This is a genomic window from Psychrobacillus sp. PGGUH221 (assembly GCF_042055255.1).
In the GTDB taxonomy this organism is placed as follows: Bacteria; Bacillota; Bacilli; order Bacillales_A; family Planococcaceae; genus Psychrobacillus.
Map to the genome: position 1 here is coordinate 136170 of NZ_JAQMHQ010000010.1, position 13588 is coordinate 149757.

Here is a 13588-nt window from a genome sequence, read left to right on the forward strand (position 1 = left end):
AAGGGCGCTTGCGCTTTTCCTATACTGTATAGCTCCTTCGCCTAGCCCCTTGAGGTCAAATAACCTTCCCCTAACGGAAGTCAAAGCGCGACTTCATTGGGGGAAGAACATTTGCTTGGAGGCCCACACGAAGTGGGTCATACAGTCGTTGCGACACGATGTCGCGAACTTAGACTGTATTCCTCTTCATAGGTGCTTGTGCTTTTATTAGTGAATATCTTTTTTCTTAAATCTTCCACCGCGAACTTCAGCAACATTGCCTAATGCAAGAAAAGCATGTTCATCAAATTCTTCTACAATAGATTTTAGCTTGGCTTCTTCCAGTCGCGTAACAACAGTGAAAATTACCTTTTTATTGTCTCCTGTATATGCGCCTTCTCCATGTAAATAGGTTACACCACGCCCTAAGCGATCCATTATTGCGTCTCCGATATCCTCTATATGGTCACTGATGATATAGACAGATTTAGACTCATCTAATCCTTCAATCACAATATCAATCGTTTTAAATGCGATAAAGTAAGCTAAAAATGAGTACATTGCCTGTTCCCATGTAAAAATAAAACCAGCGATCGCGAAAATGACTAAGTTAATAATCATGATGATTTCACCAACAGAAAATGGGGTCGCCTTATTAAATAAAATTGCTAGTATTTCCGAGCCATCTAAAGAACCTCCATTACGAATGACAAGACCAACACCCATGCCTAAAACAATTCCACCAAACACAGTAGAAAGTAATAAATCAGAAGTAATAGCATCAATATTATGTAAATAAGAAGTACAAATGGATAAGACCGTAATACCAAACAAGGTTGACAATGCGAAGGTTTTTCCAATTTGTTTATAACCTAGGAAAAAGAAAGGGATGTTCAAAATAAATATAAAGATACCTAAACGAACACCTGTAAGATGAGATAAGATGATGGATACTCCTACTACGCCTCCGTCTAAAATCTGGTTAGGGACTAAGAATAGTTCCAAACCAATGGACATTAATATTGCTCCTAAAGCAATCGTCAACATCCGTGCAAACAAAACCTTTTTAGGGGTACTTTTATGTGGGAATTTGCCAGGTTTGACGGCGGTATTCGCACTTTTAGCTATGTCACTCAATTTTAATCTCCTCTTTTCTGAAAATAGCATATATATTTTATTTTATAGAATATTTATACATAGTGAAAGAGGAAAACGGTATAATAATTATATTTCTTGACAATACAAAGTGATGTAATTATGATGGTTACATCGGAAGGTGAAAAGACATGAAAATAAGCAGTCGATTTACAGTGGCCGTTCATATACTATCTCTCATAAATTATGATCGTAATGTTATTTGTACTTCAGAGTGGATTGCAGAAAGTGTAAATACAAATCCAGTAGTAATTCGAAGAGTTATGGGTAAGCTAAAAAATGCAGGACTCATAGATATTCGTCGTGGGCTAGGTGGAGCAACCCTTCAAAAACCGTTACAGGAAATAACGTTATTAGATGTGTATCGAGCGGTAGACGTGGTAGATGAGGGAGAATTATTTCAAATGCATGAAAACCCGAATCCGAATTGTCCCGTGGGAGCAAATATTCAAGGTGTACTCGAATTAATTCTTTTTCGTGCACAAGATGCTATGGAAGCTGTGTTAAAAGAAGTCACAATGGAAGAGCTTGTAAATGTGTTAAATCAAAAAATTGGATAATCATTCAATTTTTTTGATATAGTTGTAACTTTTATGGTTACAACAAAAATAATATCTTCGGAGGGAATATAAATGAAAATAGGCGTAATTGGAGCAACAGGAAAAGCAGGAAATTTAATTTATAAAGAAGCAGCTGACAGAGGGCATGAAGTAACTGCAATTGTAAGAAATGCTTCTAAAGTAGAAGATAAAAATGCAAACGTATTAGAAAAAGATGTTTTTGAATTAACAGGAGAAGACATGAATCAATTTGATGTAGTAGTCAATGCAATTAGTGCTCCTCCGGGTCAAGAACATGTACATGTAGAGGTCGGAAAATCATTAATAAGTGCATTAAAAAATGCACCCGAAACAAAACTAGTAGTTGTTGGTGGAGCTGGAAGCTTGTTTGTAGATGAAGCTAATTCAATCAAATTGATGGATACACCTGAGTTCCCTAAAGAATATCTTCCAACGGCATCAAACCAAGGAAAAAACTTAGAAGACCTAAAAGCATCAGAAGGTATTCAATGGACATTTGTTAGCCCAGCTGCATTCTTTAATCCAGAAGGAAAAAGAACAGGTGCTTACCAAAAAGGGAAAGACAATTTCATTGTAAATGCAAAAGGGGAAAGTTATGTTAGCTATGCAGACTATGCTGTAGCCGTAGTAGATGAAATAGAAAATCCTCAACATGTAAACGAACGTTTTACAGTTGTATCAGAAGCAGAGTAAAACGATGGAGATTGGTATTTATACCTTTGGTGATCTTGGTCCAAATCCGCTCACTGGAGAAACTACAAGCACATCACAACGACTAAAAGAAATAATAGAACTTGGAAAAATGGCTGATGAGGCAGGGCTTGATATATTTGGGGTAGGAGAACATCATCGACTAGATTATGCAATATCCTCTCCAGCTGTTATTCTTTCAGCGATTGCCCAAGCAACACAAAATATTAAGTTAACAAGTGCAACTTCTGTGCTAAGTACATTGGATCCTGTTCGTTTATTTGAAGACTTTGCAACATTAGATCAAATCTCAAATGGGAGAGCGGAGATTATAGCCGGAAGAGGAGCATTCGTAGAGTCTTTTCCGCTTTTTGGATATGATTTAAATGACTATGATGCTTTATTTGAGGAAAACATTAAATTACTTCAGCAATTAACTAGAGAAGAAATAGTAACCTGGCACGGGAAATTCCGTCCAAATCTAACAAATGCCATGATTGCTCCTAGGCCAATACAAGAGGAACTTCCAATTTGGATAGGAGTAGGCGGGACCCCAGAAAGTGCAGTTAGAGCAGGGAGACTTGGAACAGGTATGGCTCTTGCTATACTCGGGGGAAATCCTCGCAACTTTAAACCACTTGTAGACTTGTATCTACAAGCAGGATTAGATGCGGGTCATGCGCGTGAAAGTTTAGCTGTTGGAGTAACAGGCCATACGTATATTGCTAAAGAAACACAACAGGCCAAGGAGGAATTTTATCCATATTACTCTAATTACTGGTCTTATGTAAATAAGCAGAGAGGTATGGGAACGAGAATGTCTCGAGCTGACTTTGAGCAAATGGCGAGTCCTGAAACTGCATTGTTTGTAGGAAGTTCACAACAAGTGATTGAAAAAATTCTTGTCCAACATGAACTATTTGGACATAAACGTTTCATTGCCCAGATGGATATTGGGGGTCAATCATTTAGTACGATAGCAAAAGGTTTGGAACTTCTCGCAACAGAAGTGGCACCAATAGTAAGAAGAGAGACTAATAAATAGATGTCAAATAGACTTGAGGGCTTATTTAAACCTCAAGTCTATTTTTTTTGTAAATAGTTAAAATAATTGAAACATTTAATATTATCTGTCAAAATAAATATGAAACTATTAGTTATTAAATAGTTTTGAAAACGAATACAAAAAATATTTATGCATAATATGTGTAGTGCGAGGACAATCAAGAAGGGGAGGAATTACTGAATGGTTTATGCATTTCCGAATACAGAAGGCTCGAAGGTTTCATTTAAGGACAAGTATGAAAACTATATTAATGGCGAGTGGACACCCCCGGTAAAAGGTCAATATTTTGAAAATGTTACACCAATAACAGGTAAAGTATTTACACAAGTTGCTCGTTCAACCTCAGAAGATATTGAGCTTGCCTTGGATGCAGCTCATGCAGCAAAAGATGCATGGGGAAAAACGTCCGTTGCTGAACGATCTAATATTTTAAATAAAATTGCAAATCGTATAGAAGAAAATTTAGAAATGCTTGCAGTTGCAGAAACATGGGATAACGGAAAAGCTGTTCGTGAGACACTGAACGCAGATTTACCACTAGCTATAGATCATTTTCGTTATTTTGCAGGGGCAATCCGTGCTCAAGAAGGTGGGTTAAGCCAAATTGACAACGATACGGTAGCTTATCACTTCCATGAACCTCTAGGTGTGGTAGGACAAATTATCCCTTGGAACTTTCCGCTATTGATGGCTGTTTGGAAGCTTGCACCAGCACTTGCGGCAGGCAACTGTGTGGTCTTAAAACCTGCTGAACAAACACCTGCATCTATTTTAGTACTTATCGAACTAATTGGAGATTTATTACCACCTGGTGTTGTAAATATTGTGAATGGATTTGGTTTAGAAGCTGGAAAACCTCTGGCATCTAGTCCGCGTATAAGTAAAATAGCGTTTACTGGAGAAACAACAACTGGACGTTTAATTATGCAATATGCTTCTCAAAATTTAATCCCTGTAACTTTAGAGCTTGGGGGAAAATCACCAAACATATTCTTCGAAGACATCATGGATCAGGACGATGCGTTTTTAGATAAAGCGGTAGAAGGATTCGTTCTATTTGCTTTAAACCAAGGGGAAGTATGTACATGTCCTTCTCGAGCACTTATCCAAGAATCTATTTATGATAAATTTATGGAAAGGGTACTTGCACGTGTGGAAGCAATTAAAACAGGGAATCCACTAGATCCATCCGTCATGATGGGAGCGCAAGCTTCAACAGAGCAGATGGAAAAAATCTTGTCCTATCTTGATATTGGAAAGCAAGAAGGAGCAGAATGTTTAATTGGTGGAGAACGTAATACGCTAGATGGAGAACTAGCAGAAGGATATTATATTAAACCAACTGTATATAAAGGTACGAACAATATGCGCATATTCCAAGAGGAAATCTTTGGGCCTGTTGTATCCGTAACAACATTTAAAACAAAAGAGGAAGCTTTGGAAATCGCAAATGATACATTATATGGATTAGGTTCTGGTATTTGGACACGCGATATGAACACGGCTTACCGATTCGGACGTGGAATTCAAGCAGGACGTGTTTGGACAAACTGCTATCACCAATATCCAGCGCATGCTGCATTTGGTGGATATAAAATGTCAGGTATTGGTCGTGAAAATCATTTGACGATGCTAAGTCATTACCAACAAACAAAGAATCTACTTGTAAGCTACAATGAAAACAAATTAGGATTCTTTTGATAAGAAAGGGTGAGTGTAGATGGTTGAACGCGTAATCGCTACAGACGCTGCACTAGAACTCATTAATTTATTGAAAGGCAAACATGGTCCTTTAATGTTCCACCAATCGGGAGGATGCTGTGATGGTTCTTCACCGATGTGTTATCCAAACGGGGATCTTATAGTAGGAGACCAAGATGTATTACTAGGACATATTGGAGATACGCCATTCTATATGCATAAAAACCAATTCGATTACTGGAAGCATACACAATTAATCATTGATGTAGTGGATGGCCGAGGTGGAATGTTTTCATTAGAGGGAGTAGAAGGTAAGCGCTTTTTAACAAGATCTAGAGCATTCACCATAGAAGAAAATAAACAGTTACAGAATTGAATATAAACGAATTGGAAAGACTTTGATAGTCTTTCCAATTCGTTTTTTTTATGTTAGATTCAGCTATACTATACATAAAGGTTTAAGTGAAAGGGGTTTATTCTAATGGTAGAAAAACTGTTACGCAGTCATGCATCAGTAAGAAAATATAAAGACTATACACTTTCGAAAGAAGAGGTTTATGAGCTTATCGAAACTGCTCAGCATGCAGCTAGTTCTCATTTTGTTCAAGCGTATAGTGTTATATGGATAACAGATGAAGTTAAGAAAGAAGAATTGGGTAGATTATCTCGCAATCCACAGCAATTTGAAACTGCAGGAGCGGCGTTTTTATTGTGTGCTGATTTTAATAGACTTCAAGCAGCGGGTAAATTACATAATACGGAGATTGTAGTAGATACAACAGAAAATGTACTTGTCGGAACAGTGGATGTAGCATTATTTGCACAAAACCTTGTCATTGCAGCAGAGTCAAAAGGATATGGGATCTGTTATATTGGTGGAGTACGAAACGAACCGACAAAAATCAGTCAATTATTTGACTTACCGGAAGGGGTATTCCCACTATTTGCAATTACTCTAGGATTACCAGATCAGCAAAATGAGGTCAAACCTCGTCTTCCGGTTGAAGCTATACTCCATGAGAATGTGTATGATAGTGCAAAATATGAAATACTGCTAAAGGAATACGATCAAACGATGGAGGAATATTATGCTAGTAGGGGATCCAATCAAAAGATAGCGAATTGGACAAATTCTATGGCAGAATTTCTTGAAAAGCCTAGACGCTCCCATATGGCAGAATTTCTAGCTACTAAAGGATTTCATTTTAAATGAAAAATAAATGGACAACAGAGCTAGTGAAGAGTTATATGGAGCCTCATCGCAATGAAGAAAATGCTTTACCGATGGCGAAATATATGAAAAATCATTTTCCTTTTTTGGGTATAAAAACACCGGAACGTCGAGTAATTTTCCGCAGCCTACTAAATGAATTAGAGCTTCCACCAGAAGAATCATTACAGGACGAAGTATGGTCACTTTATCAGCAAGATGAGCGTGAATATCACTATGTGGCTATTGAGTTATTAAGCAATTTTCAAAAGAAGCTAACTACAAAAGATTTATCTTTTTGTCAAAAACTAATCGAAAATAAATCATGGTGGGATAGTGTGGATTCCATTGGCCCTAACATTGTTGGAAGGATTGTAAAATCCAATAGGAGTGAGGGTGAGACCGTGATGATGGAGTGGGCTAAGTCTCCCAATATATGGACAAACCGAGCTTCTATTTTGCATCAGTTAAAATATAAAAAAGAAACGAACGAAGCACTCTTGTTTGCAACGATTGAGCGGCATAGTAATTCTAAAGAATTTTTTATTCAAAAAGCAATAGGTTGGGTCTTAAGAGAGTATGCAAAAACAAATCCAGAAATTGTACAGGAATTTGTTGGAAATACCCATCTTGCTCCGTTAAGTAAACGGGAAGCGTTGAAGCACCTTCAATAACTAGTGAGATCGTGATTAGCACTATAACTATAGTAAAGGTAAGAACAGGATTATGAAAAAATTGGAGAGAAGTAACTTAGTTACTTCTCTCCAATCAGTCTGTAGACAAATTCGAATTTATTTATATATAGTCGATTTTTATTTTGGACCCGTTAATTTCGGTTCCAGGCGGACGCGTTCCGCCGGCATGGCTTCAGCCGCTTCCCTCGCTACGCTCTGTCCAGGGTCTTTTCGCTCATGCACCTGCCGCTTCGCTTTCGGTGCAGAAAACATTTGCTATTCCGGCTGGAGTCGCCGCCTTCCACTTCAATTAACTATTATCCGATTTTCAATTAGGAAATCTTCATACCAATTATATAGCAAGTTTTTATCACTTACATTTTTTCAATTAGTATTTATAAAAAATCGTTGAAAAAGGCGACACTCCTGCGGGAATAGCGTTAGCCGAAGACCCCGCAGCGCAGCGAGGAGGCTAAGGCAACGCCCGCGGAAAGGGAGCCGTTTCAACGATTTTCTTATTTATCGGTCGAAATTATTTAGTAAAGTCAAATTCTATAGACTTTTTCAGTGCCATCGGTACGCTACGTGCGGGTTCTCGTCTGTCTCACTTTCCCGCAGGAGTCAACTGCCTTTTGTCTCCAATCTCGATTCATGGTAATGGTGTAGCGATTGTACACCTATTATTCCGAAAAGAAATTTTCCGTGTAATACGGGGTATCTTCTTTGTTAAACGCTGTGCCTACTCCTAAGCTTTCAAAATCTGCACTTAGTATATTTTTACGGTGCCCCATAGAATTCATTAGTCCTTCATGGGCAAAAATACTACTAGATTGTCCATAAGCCAAGTTTTCTCCTGCATAAGAAAATAGTAAACCATCATCTTCAAGTCGATCGAATGGAGATTTTCCATTGAGGTTTTCATGACTGAAGTAATTATGGATGGCCATATCTTCACTATGTTTTCGAGCCGTTTCACTTACTGCTTCATCATACGTAAGAATAGAAAGGCCACGAATAACGCGAGCGGAATTTGTTAAGTCAAAAAGCTGAAACTCAAACCCCTTTTTTAGCTCTTCGGAAGGCTCCCCAAATGTCGTTTGATGGTCCTTCTCAACAGATTGGGCTACTATTTGTAAAGCAGTAATCGTGTTACTTTCATGTAGATCATAAAATATCGTTATATAATTTCCATCTATTAAATATAAATCATATTCCCCATTATTTGGTAGGATATAGACTATGTTACCTTTCTTGAGTTTAGTGAGAGGTTCACCAAGCACCGCATGGACCTCATCCCTAGTACTGTCTATATTCAAGCCTAGAAAAGAAGACTGAGAAGGCTGGTTCGTAAACATAGCGTTTGCTACGTTATTAATATCATATGAAACCATCATGAAATTTTTATAGTTCTCATGGTACGTATGCCAAACTAAGTTATACTCATTCAGACTAACTCTTTTAGCAGCACCATGAATTTTCTCAATTTCACTTTTTTTCATACCAATTGTTATTTTATCTAGTTCTATCCCATTTCCTGTAGAAGGCTTTTGTTCAGAAGAAATTGTATCAGCTGGTTCCTCTTTTAATTCCTCCCAATATGCTTTTGCCTCATTTAAATATTGACCGACCTCTAAAGAGTCAATCCAATTATCTACGGGTGTTAAGAAGGTTAAATCTACATATTCGGAAGCATATTCTTCCCATAATGGTCTAGAGAAGAAAATGGCTAAAACTAATAGTAAAAACCAACCTATTTTTCTCATCGCAATCACCGCCTAACTTACTTACTTATTTCACCACACACTATTCGAGCACCTGAGTTTCCAGCAGGATCGGTTTTATAATCATCCGCATTTTCATGGATAATTATAGAACTACCATCCGCATCTAACAGTGAATTGCTTTTCCCAGCAGTTAATACAACAGCGGGTGAAACTGTTTCTAACTCTACTTTACCATCTTCGTCGACTTCTATGTTAGGTAAATCCCCAGCATGATATCCTTTTGGATTTTGGAAGCCATGCTCTTTATGCTCTGGGTTAACATGCGCTCCTGCAGTAGTAAACTCTGGCTTTTCACAAATAGCCTTTTCATGAAAATGGATCGCCTTCGTTCCCGGAGTTAGTCCTTCCGCTTTTAACAGGATGTGTACTCCTTTAGAATGTTCAGAAAGTGTAGCTTGTCCAACTTCTTTTCCTTCTGTGTTCAATAATGAAACTTGTAACGATTCGTTTAAATCTGCATCTGCCGAGGAAAAGTTACATCCTCCCAAGAAGATTGTTACTACCATTAAATAAAAAATGTATTGTATTTTCAACTAATTACCCTCCCCAAATGATATTCCATTCAAGTCTTACCAAATTTAGGGTAAATATACATGAATGATTAATAAAAATGGTAAAGAAAACCGTTTAGCGTATATGCTAAACGGTCGTTTTCTTCTGTCTAACTATAAATACAATCAGAGCGATTATAAGAAAAATAGTAGAAAATAAATATAAATTTTGATAACCAAGTTGGGTTGCAATGATTCCAAGTATATAGGAACCGATCGCTAAGCCTGTATCAAAGAGTGTAAAAAATGTGGCAGTTGCATAGCCGCTTCTCTCATGCTTCGTCGATTGGATTGCAAGCGTTTGGAAGCTTGGCACTACTGCTCCATATCCTAGGCCAACAAATGCTCCTGAAAGTAAGTATAGAAAAGGAGAATCTACATAAGCAAGTAAAACAAGCCCTAAGATAAAGGAAAGTATACCTGGAATAATAATATATTTAGGTCCTTTCTCGTCGAAAATTCGTCCAGTAAATGGTCTTGTTACAAGCATTACTATGGCAAAAACGGCAAAAAAGCTGCTTGTTAAATGAAGCAATCCTTTACCTTGTGAGTAAATAGATAAATAAGACAACACACTAGCGTAAGAAAAAGCAATTAAACTAGCCATCAATGCTACTGGTAAAGCCTTTTTCTCAAAAAGATCATTCCAAGTTAATTTAGTTTTGGGTAGCGAATTAGCAGGCTTCTTATCTTCTGGAATCATGAGTGCAGTAAGTGCACCAATTACTAATAAAGCGGTTAAGGCTAAAAACATGAATTCATAAGAAAAATATTGAACTAGTGTTAATGCAATCAATGGGCCAACAACTACTGCTAAGTTAGTAGACATTGTAAAATAACCTAGTCCAGCACCGCGTCTTGAAATCGGAATATTATCTGCAGCCATCGATCCGCTTGCGGTAGTTGCGATACTAAAGAAAATACCTTGAACAAATCGTAAAACTAATAATGCTTCAAATGGTTCAATAAAATAGTAAAGCGCTGTACATACTAAATATAGAGACAACGTTGTCCAAAGCATTTTTCGCTTTCCGACGATATCTAGAATTTTACCAGAGAAAGGTCTAACTAAAATTGCAGAAATTAAAAAAATGGTCATTAATAAACCGGCATCTTCATCTGAACGAGATAATACATCTGTTGCATAAAGAGGAAGCGCAGAAACTAAACCATAAAATATAATAAAGATAGAAAAGTTTGTTGTGAACAAACTGATAAATGGTTTTGTCCATATGGGTTCTTTCTTTTTCAAAACAATTACGCCACCTTGTTTATTTCATTTTTTGTAGGAGCTGGATTAGTAAAATTTGCTCTTCAGGCGTGAGATTAGAGACAGTTCTCTCTTCAAATTCAACAATTGAAGCTTTAATTTCCGGAAAATCAAGTAGGGCCATTTCCGACAATTTCACGATTTTTTCCCTGCGATCTTTACCAGGGTAAATATCTACCCATCCGAGCTCAACTAAGCGATAAACTGTACGAGTAATCGTAGGAGCTTCCACATTTAAATACTTCCAAATTTGAGTTAAAGACATTTCTCCATGCTTCTTAATGCAGAAAAGAACAGACCATTGCGATGCATATAAATTATGTTTTTTTAATGTATAATTTATCTCGTTTGTTAAATAACGAGTTTTTTGAAAAAGCTCATGAAAAAGTGGATTCATTATTCGGAAACTCCTTATACGATTATTTTATATTGTTTACCTAGTTAAATATTTTACTTCTATGTTCGAAATTTGTAAAGGTATTGATTCGAAGGACATAATGTGATGACAGAGTTTCCTATTATTCGCACAAACGTTTGGGATTCTATTTGGGCAGTACCTGTTATTCTCATAATAACAGAAATAGTGAAAAAGGTATTCCCCATTAAACCACAATATGTATCATCAATTGCAACAATAATTGGATTATTCATTTCTATATTCACAGTCACCCTCATGACTTGTCCGTAGGTATTTTTATGGTTTTTTTTTATAGCGCAGCAGCAATTGGGTCTTATGCTTCCTTAAAAACATCCTTTTATGCTTATCGAAATCGCACATAAAAAAGGATACTAATTAAGTGCGACACTTTAGTATGGAAATCGAACCCTAAGAACTAGCGATACGCCATGTTGGACCATCATGTAATTAGCCGTACGATTGATTTACAGAGGGCGGCTCCTCAGCGGAAAGCTTCCGCCAGAAGCAGAGATCAACAGTCTATTCACCATTTTTTTATTGTAAAAGAAAAAGACTGCAGACGAGCTCAAAATTCTTTGAGTTTGTCTACAGTCTGAGCGTATTAAAAAATAGTACGAATGATTCTTAGAAGCATTGAAATGAAGCGATTCTATTTAAATCTGTACCATAATATGTCCATCTGCGACCGTTCCATCTCCAGCCAGCAACTGAATTTCTACCAACAAAAGTTGGGTAGAACCAGAAAGAACGTCCATTTGTTAGCCATACATAGGTATAGCGGAATAGACAACCACGAATAGCACCTGGATCTACTGCAAAAACTCCTACACTCTGTTGTCTTTGAGGAACGAAGGATGGAGGGGCACTTGTAGGCGCTCCTCCTTGCTGTTGCTGACCAGGTGGGAATCCTGGAGGGAATGAAGGACCCTGTCCTGGAAACTGTCCTGGAAATTGCCCTCCCGGGAATTGCCCTGGAAACTGTCCTCTACCTGGTTGAAAATCTGGGAATTGATTCATTAATAAATCCTCCTTTCACTATATATTCAACATAGTATATGTGAGGAGGATTAATATGGAACGGTTATAAGGAATGGATATTAGTTAGTGCTTTTTCTAGTAATTGCTCACTTGAGAGAATCTTTTCTCCTCCGCCTTGGGCAATAGTATCGTTTCCTCCACCTTTGCCGTTTATGAAAGGCAAGATAGATTCCATTAGTTGTTTCATACTTTGTTCCACAGCTTGACCTTTAGCTGAAACTAATTGTAAGCGATCTTCATTTTCAGATATTAAGATACAGATTGATTGCTCTGATTCAGAAGTGATGAATTTTGCAAGCTTTTGAAGTTCTTGAATTGTTCGTCCTTGGAAAGTTGATGAGATTAGTCGTCCTTGATTATTTTGGATAAGTTGTTTTGCTTCATATTGCAAAAGCGTTTCTTTTAAGTTTGCTATTTGTTTCTCAAGTGCTTTTCCGTTATTCAGTAATGCCCTTACAGTGTCTTCTAGTTTTTCTTCAGGTGAGCTTAAGCTTTGTATCAAATTAGAGACTATTGATTGTTTACGGTGTAAATGCAAAATTACTCGATTACCACAAACAAACTCCACTCGAATCATTCGTTTTTGTTTTTCGGTTTGCAGAATTTTGATTAGACCAATCTGCCCTGTTGATGTTGGGTGTGTACCACCACATGCATTGTCATCAAAATCTGGGATAAGAACAAGACGTATATCTTCTTTGACTTTTGTAGCTTTTCGAAGTTTATAGTCCTTAAGATCGGCTTCCGTAACCCATTTTGTCTCTATATTCCGGTTTTCCAAAATAATTTGATTTGCGAGGTCTTCAACTTGTTGTAACTGTTCCTCTGAAACTTCACTCGTATCTATATCAATTGTGGAGCTATCCTTGCCTAAATGAAAGCTAACCGTTTGCAAACCAAACAAGTTATCAAAAGCAGCTGACAATATATGCTGCCCACTATGTTGTTGCATATGGTCAAGACGTCTTTTCCAATTGATAGCTCCTTCCACATACTCTATATCGGAAGGAAGGTTTGTTGCTAAGTAATGTCTAATCTCCCCATCTATTGTTTCTACATTCGTAACTGCTATATTATTTAATGTGCCTGTATCATGTGGTTGCCCACCACCAGTAGGATAAAACGCAGTTTCCGAAAGGACAACATAATCCTGCTCTTTTTTAATAACCTTTGCGGAAAATGTTTGTATGTATGCATCTTTATAATAAAGTTTAATCGTCATGAACTATCACTCCCTTATTAAAATATAGCATGATAAAGAGGAGACCGCATTTTTAATGCGGCTTCCAGGTTCTTCATAAAGGCTTTCACTCTAAGACAGCTCTTTGTAATATCTTGAATTAAAAATCTATTCACGTCCTAATGTACTGTAACTTAGGCAAACTTTAGTCAATACAATATGAAATTCGCGATTAAAATAATAAATTTGCAATAGTATTTATTGTCATTCTTCCCTATACTGGAACTATAT

At 37.1% G+C, this 13588-nt stretch carries 15 protein-coding genes; 7 read left to right on the forward strand and 8 right to left on the reverse strand.

Annotated features, from left to right (window positions below; genetic code table 11):
- Nucleotides 1-207 precede the first annotated feature (207 nt).
- Nucleotides 208-1026, reverse strand: coding sequence for a YitT family protein (locus PGC35_RS17335; protein ID WP_231687585.1), 819 nt, complete (start codon nucleotides 1024-1026; stop codon nucleotides 208-210).
- 239 nt (nucleotides 1027-1265) lie between these two features.
- Between PGC35_RS17335 and PGC35_RS17340 the strand changes: the two genes are divergently transcribed.
- The 7 genes from PGC35_RS17340 to PGC35_RS17370 all read left to right on the forward strand — a co-directional run bounded on the left by PGC35_RS17340 (nucleotide 1266) and on the right by PGC35_RS17370 (nucleotide 7056).
- A complete protein-coding gene (locus PGC35_RS17340; RefSeq protein ID WP_053591241.1) occupies nucleotides 1266-1694 on the forward strand; it encodes an Rrf2 family transcriptional regulator in 429 nt (142 codons plus the stop codon).
- 72 nt (nucleotides 1695-1766) lie between these two features.
- Nucleotides 1767-2408: an NAD(P)-dependent oxidoreductase gene (locus PGC35_RS17345; protein WP_375220042.1), complete on the forward strand. Its 642-nt coding sequence runs from the start codon at nucleotides 1767-1769 to the stop codon at nucleotides 2406-2408.
- Between the two features lie 4 nt (nucleotides 2409-2412).
- Nucleotides 2413-3450: an LLM class flavin-dependent oxidoreductase gene (locus PGC35_RS17350; protein WP_375220043.1), complete on the forward strand. Its 1038-nt coding sequence runs from the start codon at nucleotides 2413-2415 to the stop codon at nucleotides 3448-3450.
- A gap of 201 nt (nucleotides 3451-3651) precedes the next feature.
- Nucleotides 3652-5172, forward strand: coding sequence for an aldehyde dehydrogenase (adh, locus tag PGC35_RS17355; protein WP_375220044.1), 1521 nt, complete (start codon nucleotides 3652-3654; stop codon nucleotides 5170-5172).
- A gap of 19 nt (nucleotides 5173-5191) precedes the next feature.
- On the forward strand, nucleotides 5192-5548 hold the full coding sequence (locus PGC35_RS17360; RefSeq protein ID WP_056831283.1) for a DUF779 domain-containing protein: 357 nt from the start codon (nucleotides 5192-5194) through the stop codon (nucleotides 5546-5548).
- A 105-nt stretch (nucleotides 5549-5653) separates the two neighbouring features.
- Complete coding sequence (locus PGC35_RS17365) at nucleotides 5654-6385, forward strand: NADPH-dependent oxidoreductase (RefSeq protein WP_053591246.1); 732 nt, start codon at nucleotides 5654-5656, stop codon at nucleotides 6383-6385.
- Complete coding sequence (locus tag PGC35_RS17370; RefSeq protein ID WP_275787945.1) at nucleotides 6382-7056, forward strand: DNA alkylation repair protein; 675 nt, start codon at nucleotides 6382-6384, stop codon at nucleotides 7054-7056. Before PGC35_RS17365 ends, PGC35_RS17370 begins: the two co-directional genes overlap by 4 nt.
- A 680-nt stretch (nucleotides 7057-7736) precedes the next feature.
- Here the strand turns inward: PGC35_RS17370 and PGC35_RS17375 are convergent.
- From PGC35_RS17375 to PGC35_RS17405, 7 genes are all read right to left on the reverse strand, one after another.
- The gene (locus PGC35_RS17375; RefSeq protein WP_275789522.1) at nucleotides 7737-8819 is read right to left on the reverse strand and encodes a CAP domain-containing protein; all 1083 of its coding nucleotides are present in this window, start codon (nucleotides 8817-8819) and stop codon (nucleotides 7737-7739) included.
- 17 nt (nucleotides 8820-8836) lie between these two features.
- A complete protein-coding gene (locus PGC35_RS17380; RefSeq protein ID WP_375220045.1) occupies nucleotides 8837-9373 on the reverse strand; it encodes a superoxide dismutase family protein in 537 nt (178 codons plus the stop codon).
- Between the two features lie 106 nt (nucleotides 9374-9479).
- A complete protein-coding gene (locus PGC35_RS17385) occupies nucleotides 9480-10643 on the reverse strand; it encodes an MFS transporter (RefSeq protein WP_375220046.1) in 1164 nt (387 codons plus the stop codon).
- Nucleotides 10644-10662: 19 nt separating this feature from the next.
- Complete coding sequence (locus tag PGC35_RS17390) at nucleotides 10663-11058, reverse strand: MarR family winged helix-turn-helix transcriptional regulator (RefSeq protein WP_375220047.1); 396 nt, start codon at nucleotides 11056-11058, stop codon at nucleotides 10663-10665.
- A gap of 59 nt (nucleotides 11059-11117) precedes the next feature.
- Nucleotides 11118-11324 carry a hypothetical protein gene (locus tag PGC35_RS17395; protein WP_375220048.1) on the reverse strand — a complete coding sequence of 69 codons (207 nt, stop codon included), beginning with the start codon at nucleotides 11322-11324 and terminating at the stop codon, nucleotides 11118-11120.
- Nucleotides 11325-11703: 379 nt separating this feature from the next.
- Nucleotides 11704-12096, reverse strand: a complete 393-nt coding sequence (locus PGC35_RS17400) for a transporter (protein WP_375220049.1) — start codon at nucleotides 12094-12096, stop codon at nucleotides 11704-11706.
- Between the two features lie 64 nt (nucleotides 12097-12160).
- Nucleotides 12161-13339, reverse strand: a complete 1179-nt coding sequence (locus PGC35_RS17405) for an alanyl-tRNA editing protein (RefSeq protein WP_375220050.1) — start codon at nucleotides 13337-13339, stop codon at nucleotides 12161-12163.
- Nucleotides 13340-13588: the final 249 nt, after the last annotated feature.

Bases quoted from the DNA above. Each gene is read 5' to 3' on its own strand.
- PGC35_RS17335 (WP_231687585.1), bottom strand. From the start codon at position 1,026: ATGTTGACGATTGCTTTAGGAGCAATATTAATGTCCATTGGTTTGGAA.
- PGC35_RS17340 (WP_053591241.1), top strand. From the start codon at position 1,266: ATGAAAATAAGCAGTCGATTTACAGTGGCCGTTCATATACTATCTCTC.
- PGC35_RS17345 (WP_375220042.1), top strand. From the start codon at position 1,767: ATGAAAATAGGCGTAATTGGAGCAACAGGAAAAGCAGGAAATTTAATT.
- PGC35_RS17350 (WP_375220043.1), top strand. From the start codon at position 2,413: ATGGAGATTGGTATTTATACCTTTGGTGATCTTGGTCCAAATCCGCTC.
- adh (WP_375220044.1), top strand. From the start codon at position 3,652: ATGGTTTATGCATTTCCGAATACAGAAGGCTCGAAGGTTTCATTTAAG.
- PGC35_RS17360 (WP_056831283.1), top strand. From the start codon at position 5,192: ATGGTTGAACGCGTAATCGCTACAGACGCTGCACTAGAACTCATTAAT.
- PGC35_RS17365 (WP_053591246.1), top strand. From the start codon at position 5,654: ATGGTAGAAAAACTGTTACGCAGTCATGCATCAGTAAGAAAATATAAA.
- PGC35_RS17370 (WP_275787945.1), top strand. From the start codon at position 6,382: ATGAAAAATAAATGGACAACAGAGCTAGTGAAGAGTTATATGGAGCCT.
- PGC35_RS17375 (WP_275789522.1), bottom strand. From the start codon at position 8,819: ATGAGAAAAATAGGTTGGTTTTTACTATTAGTTTTAGCCATTTTCTTC.
- PGC35_RS17390 (WP_375220047.1), bottom strand. From the start codon at position 11,058: ATGAATCCACTTTTTCATGAGCTTTTTCAAAAAACTCGTTATTTAACA.
- PGC35_RS17400 (WP_375220049.1), bottom strand. From the start codon at position 12,096: ATGAATCAATTCCCAGATTTTCAACCAGGTAGAGGACAGTTTCCAGGG.
- PGC35_RS17405 (WP_375220050.1), bottom strand. From the start codon at position 13,339: ATGACGATTAAACTTTATTATAAAGATGCATACATACAAACATTTTCC.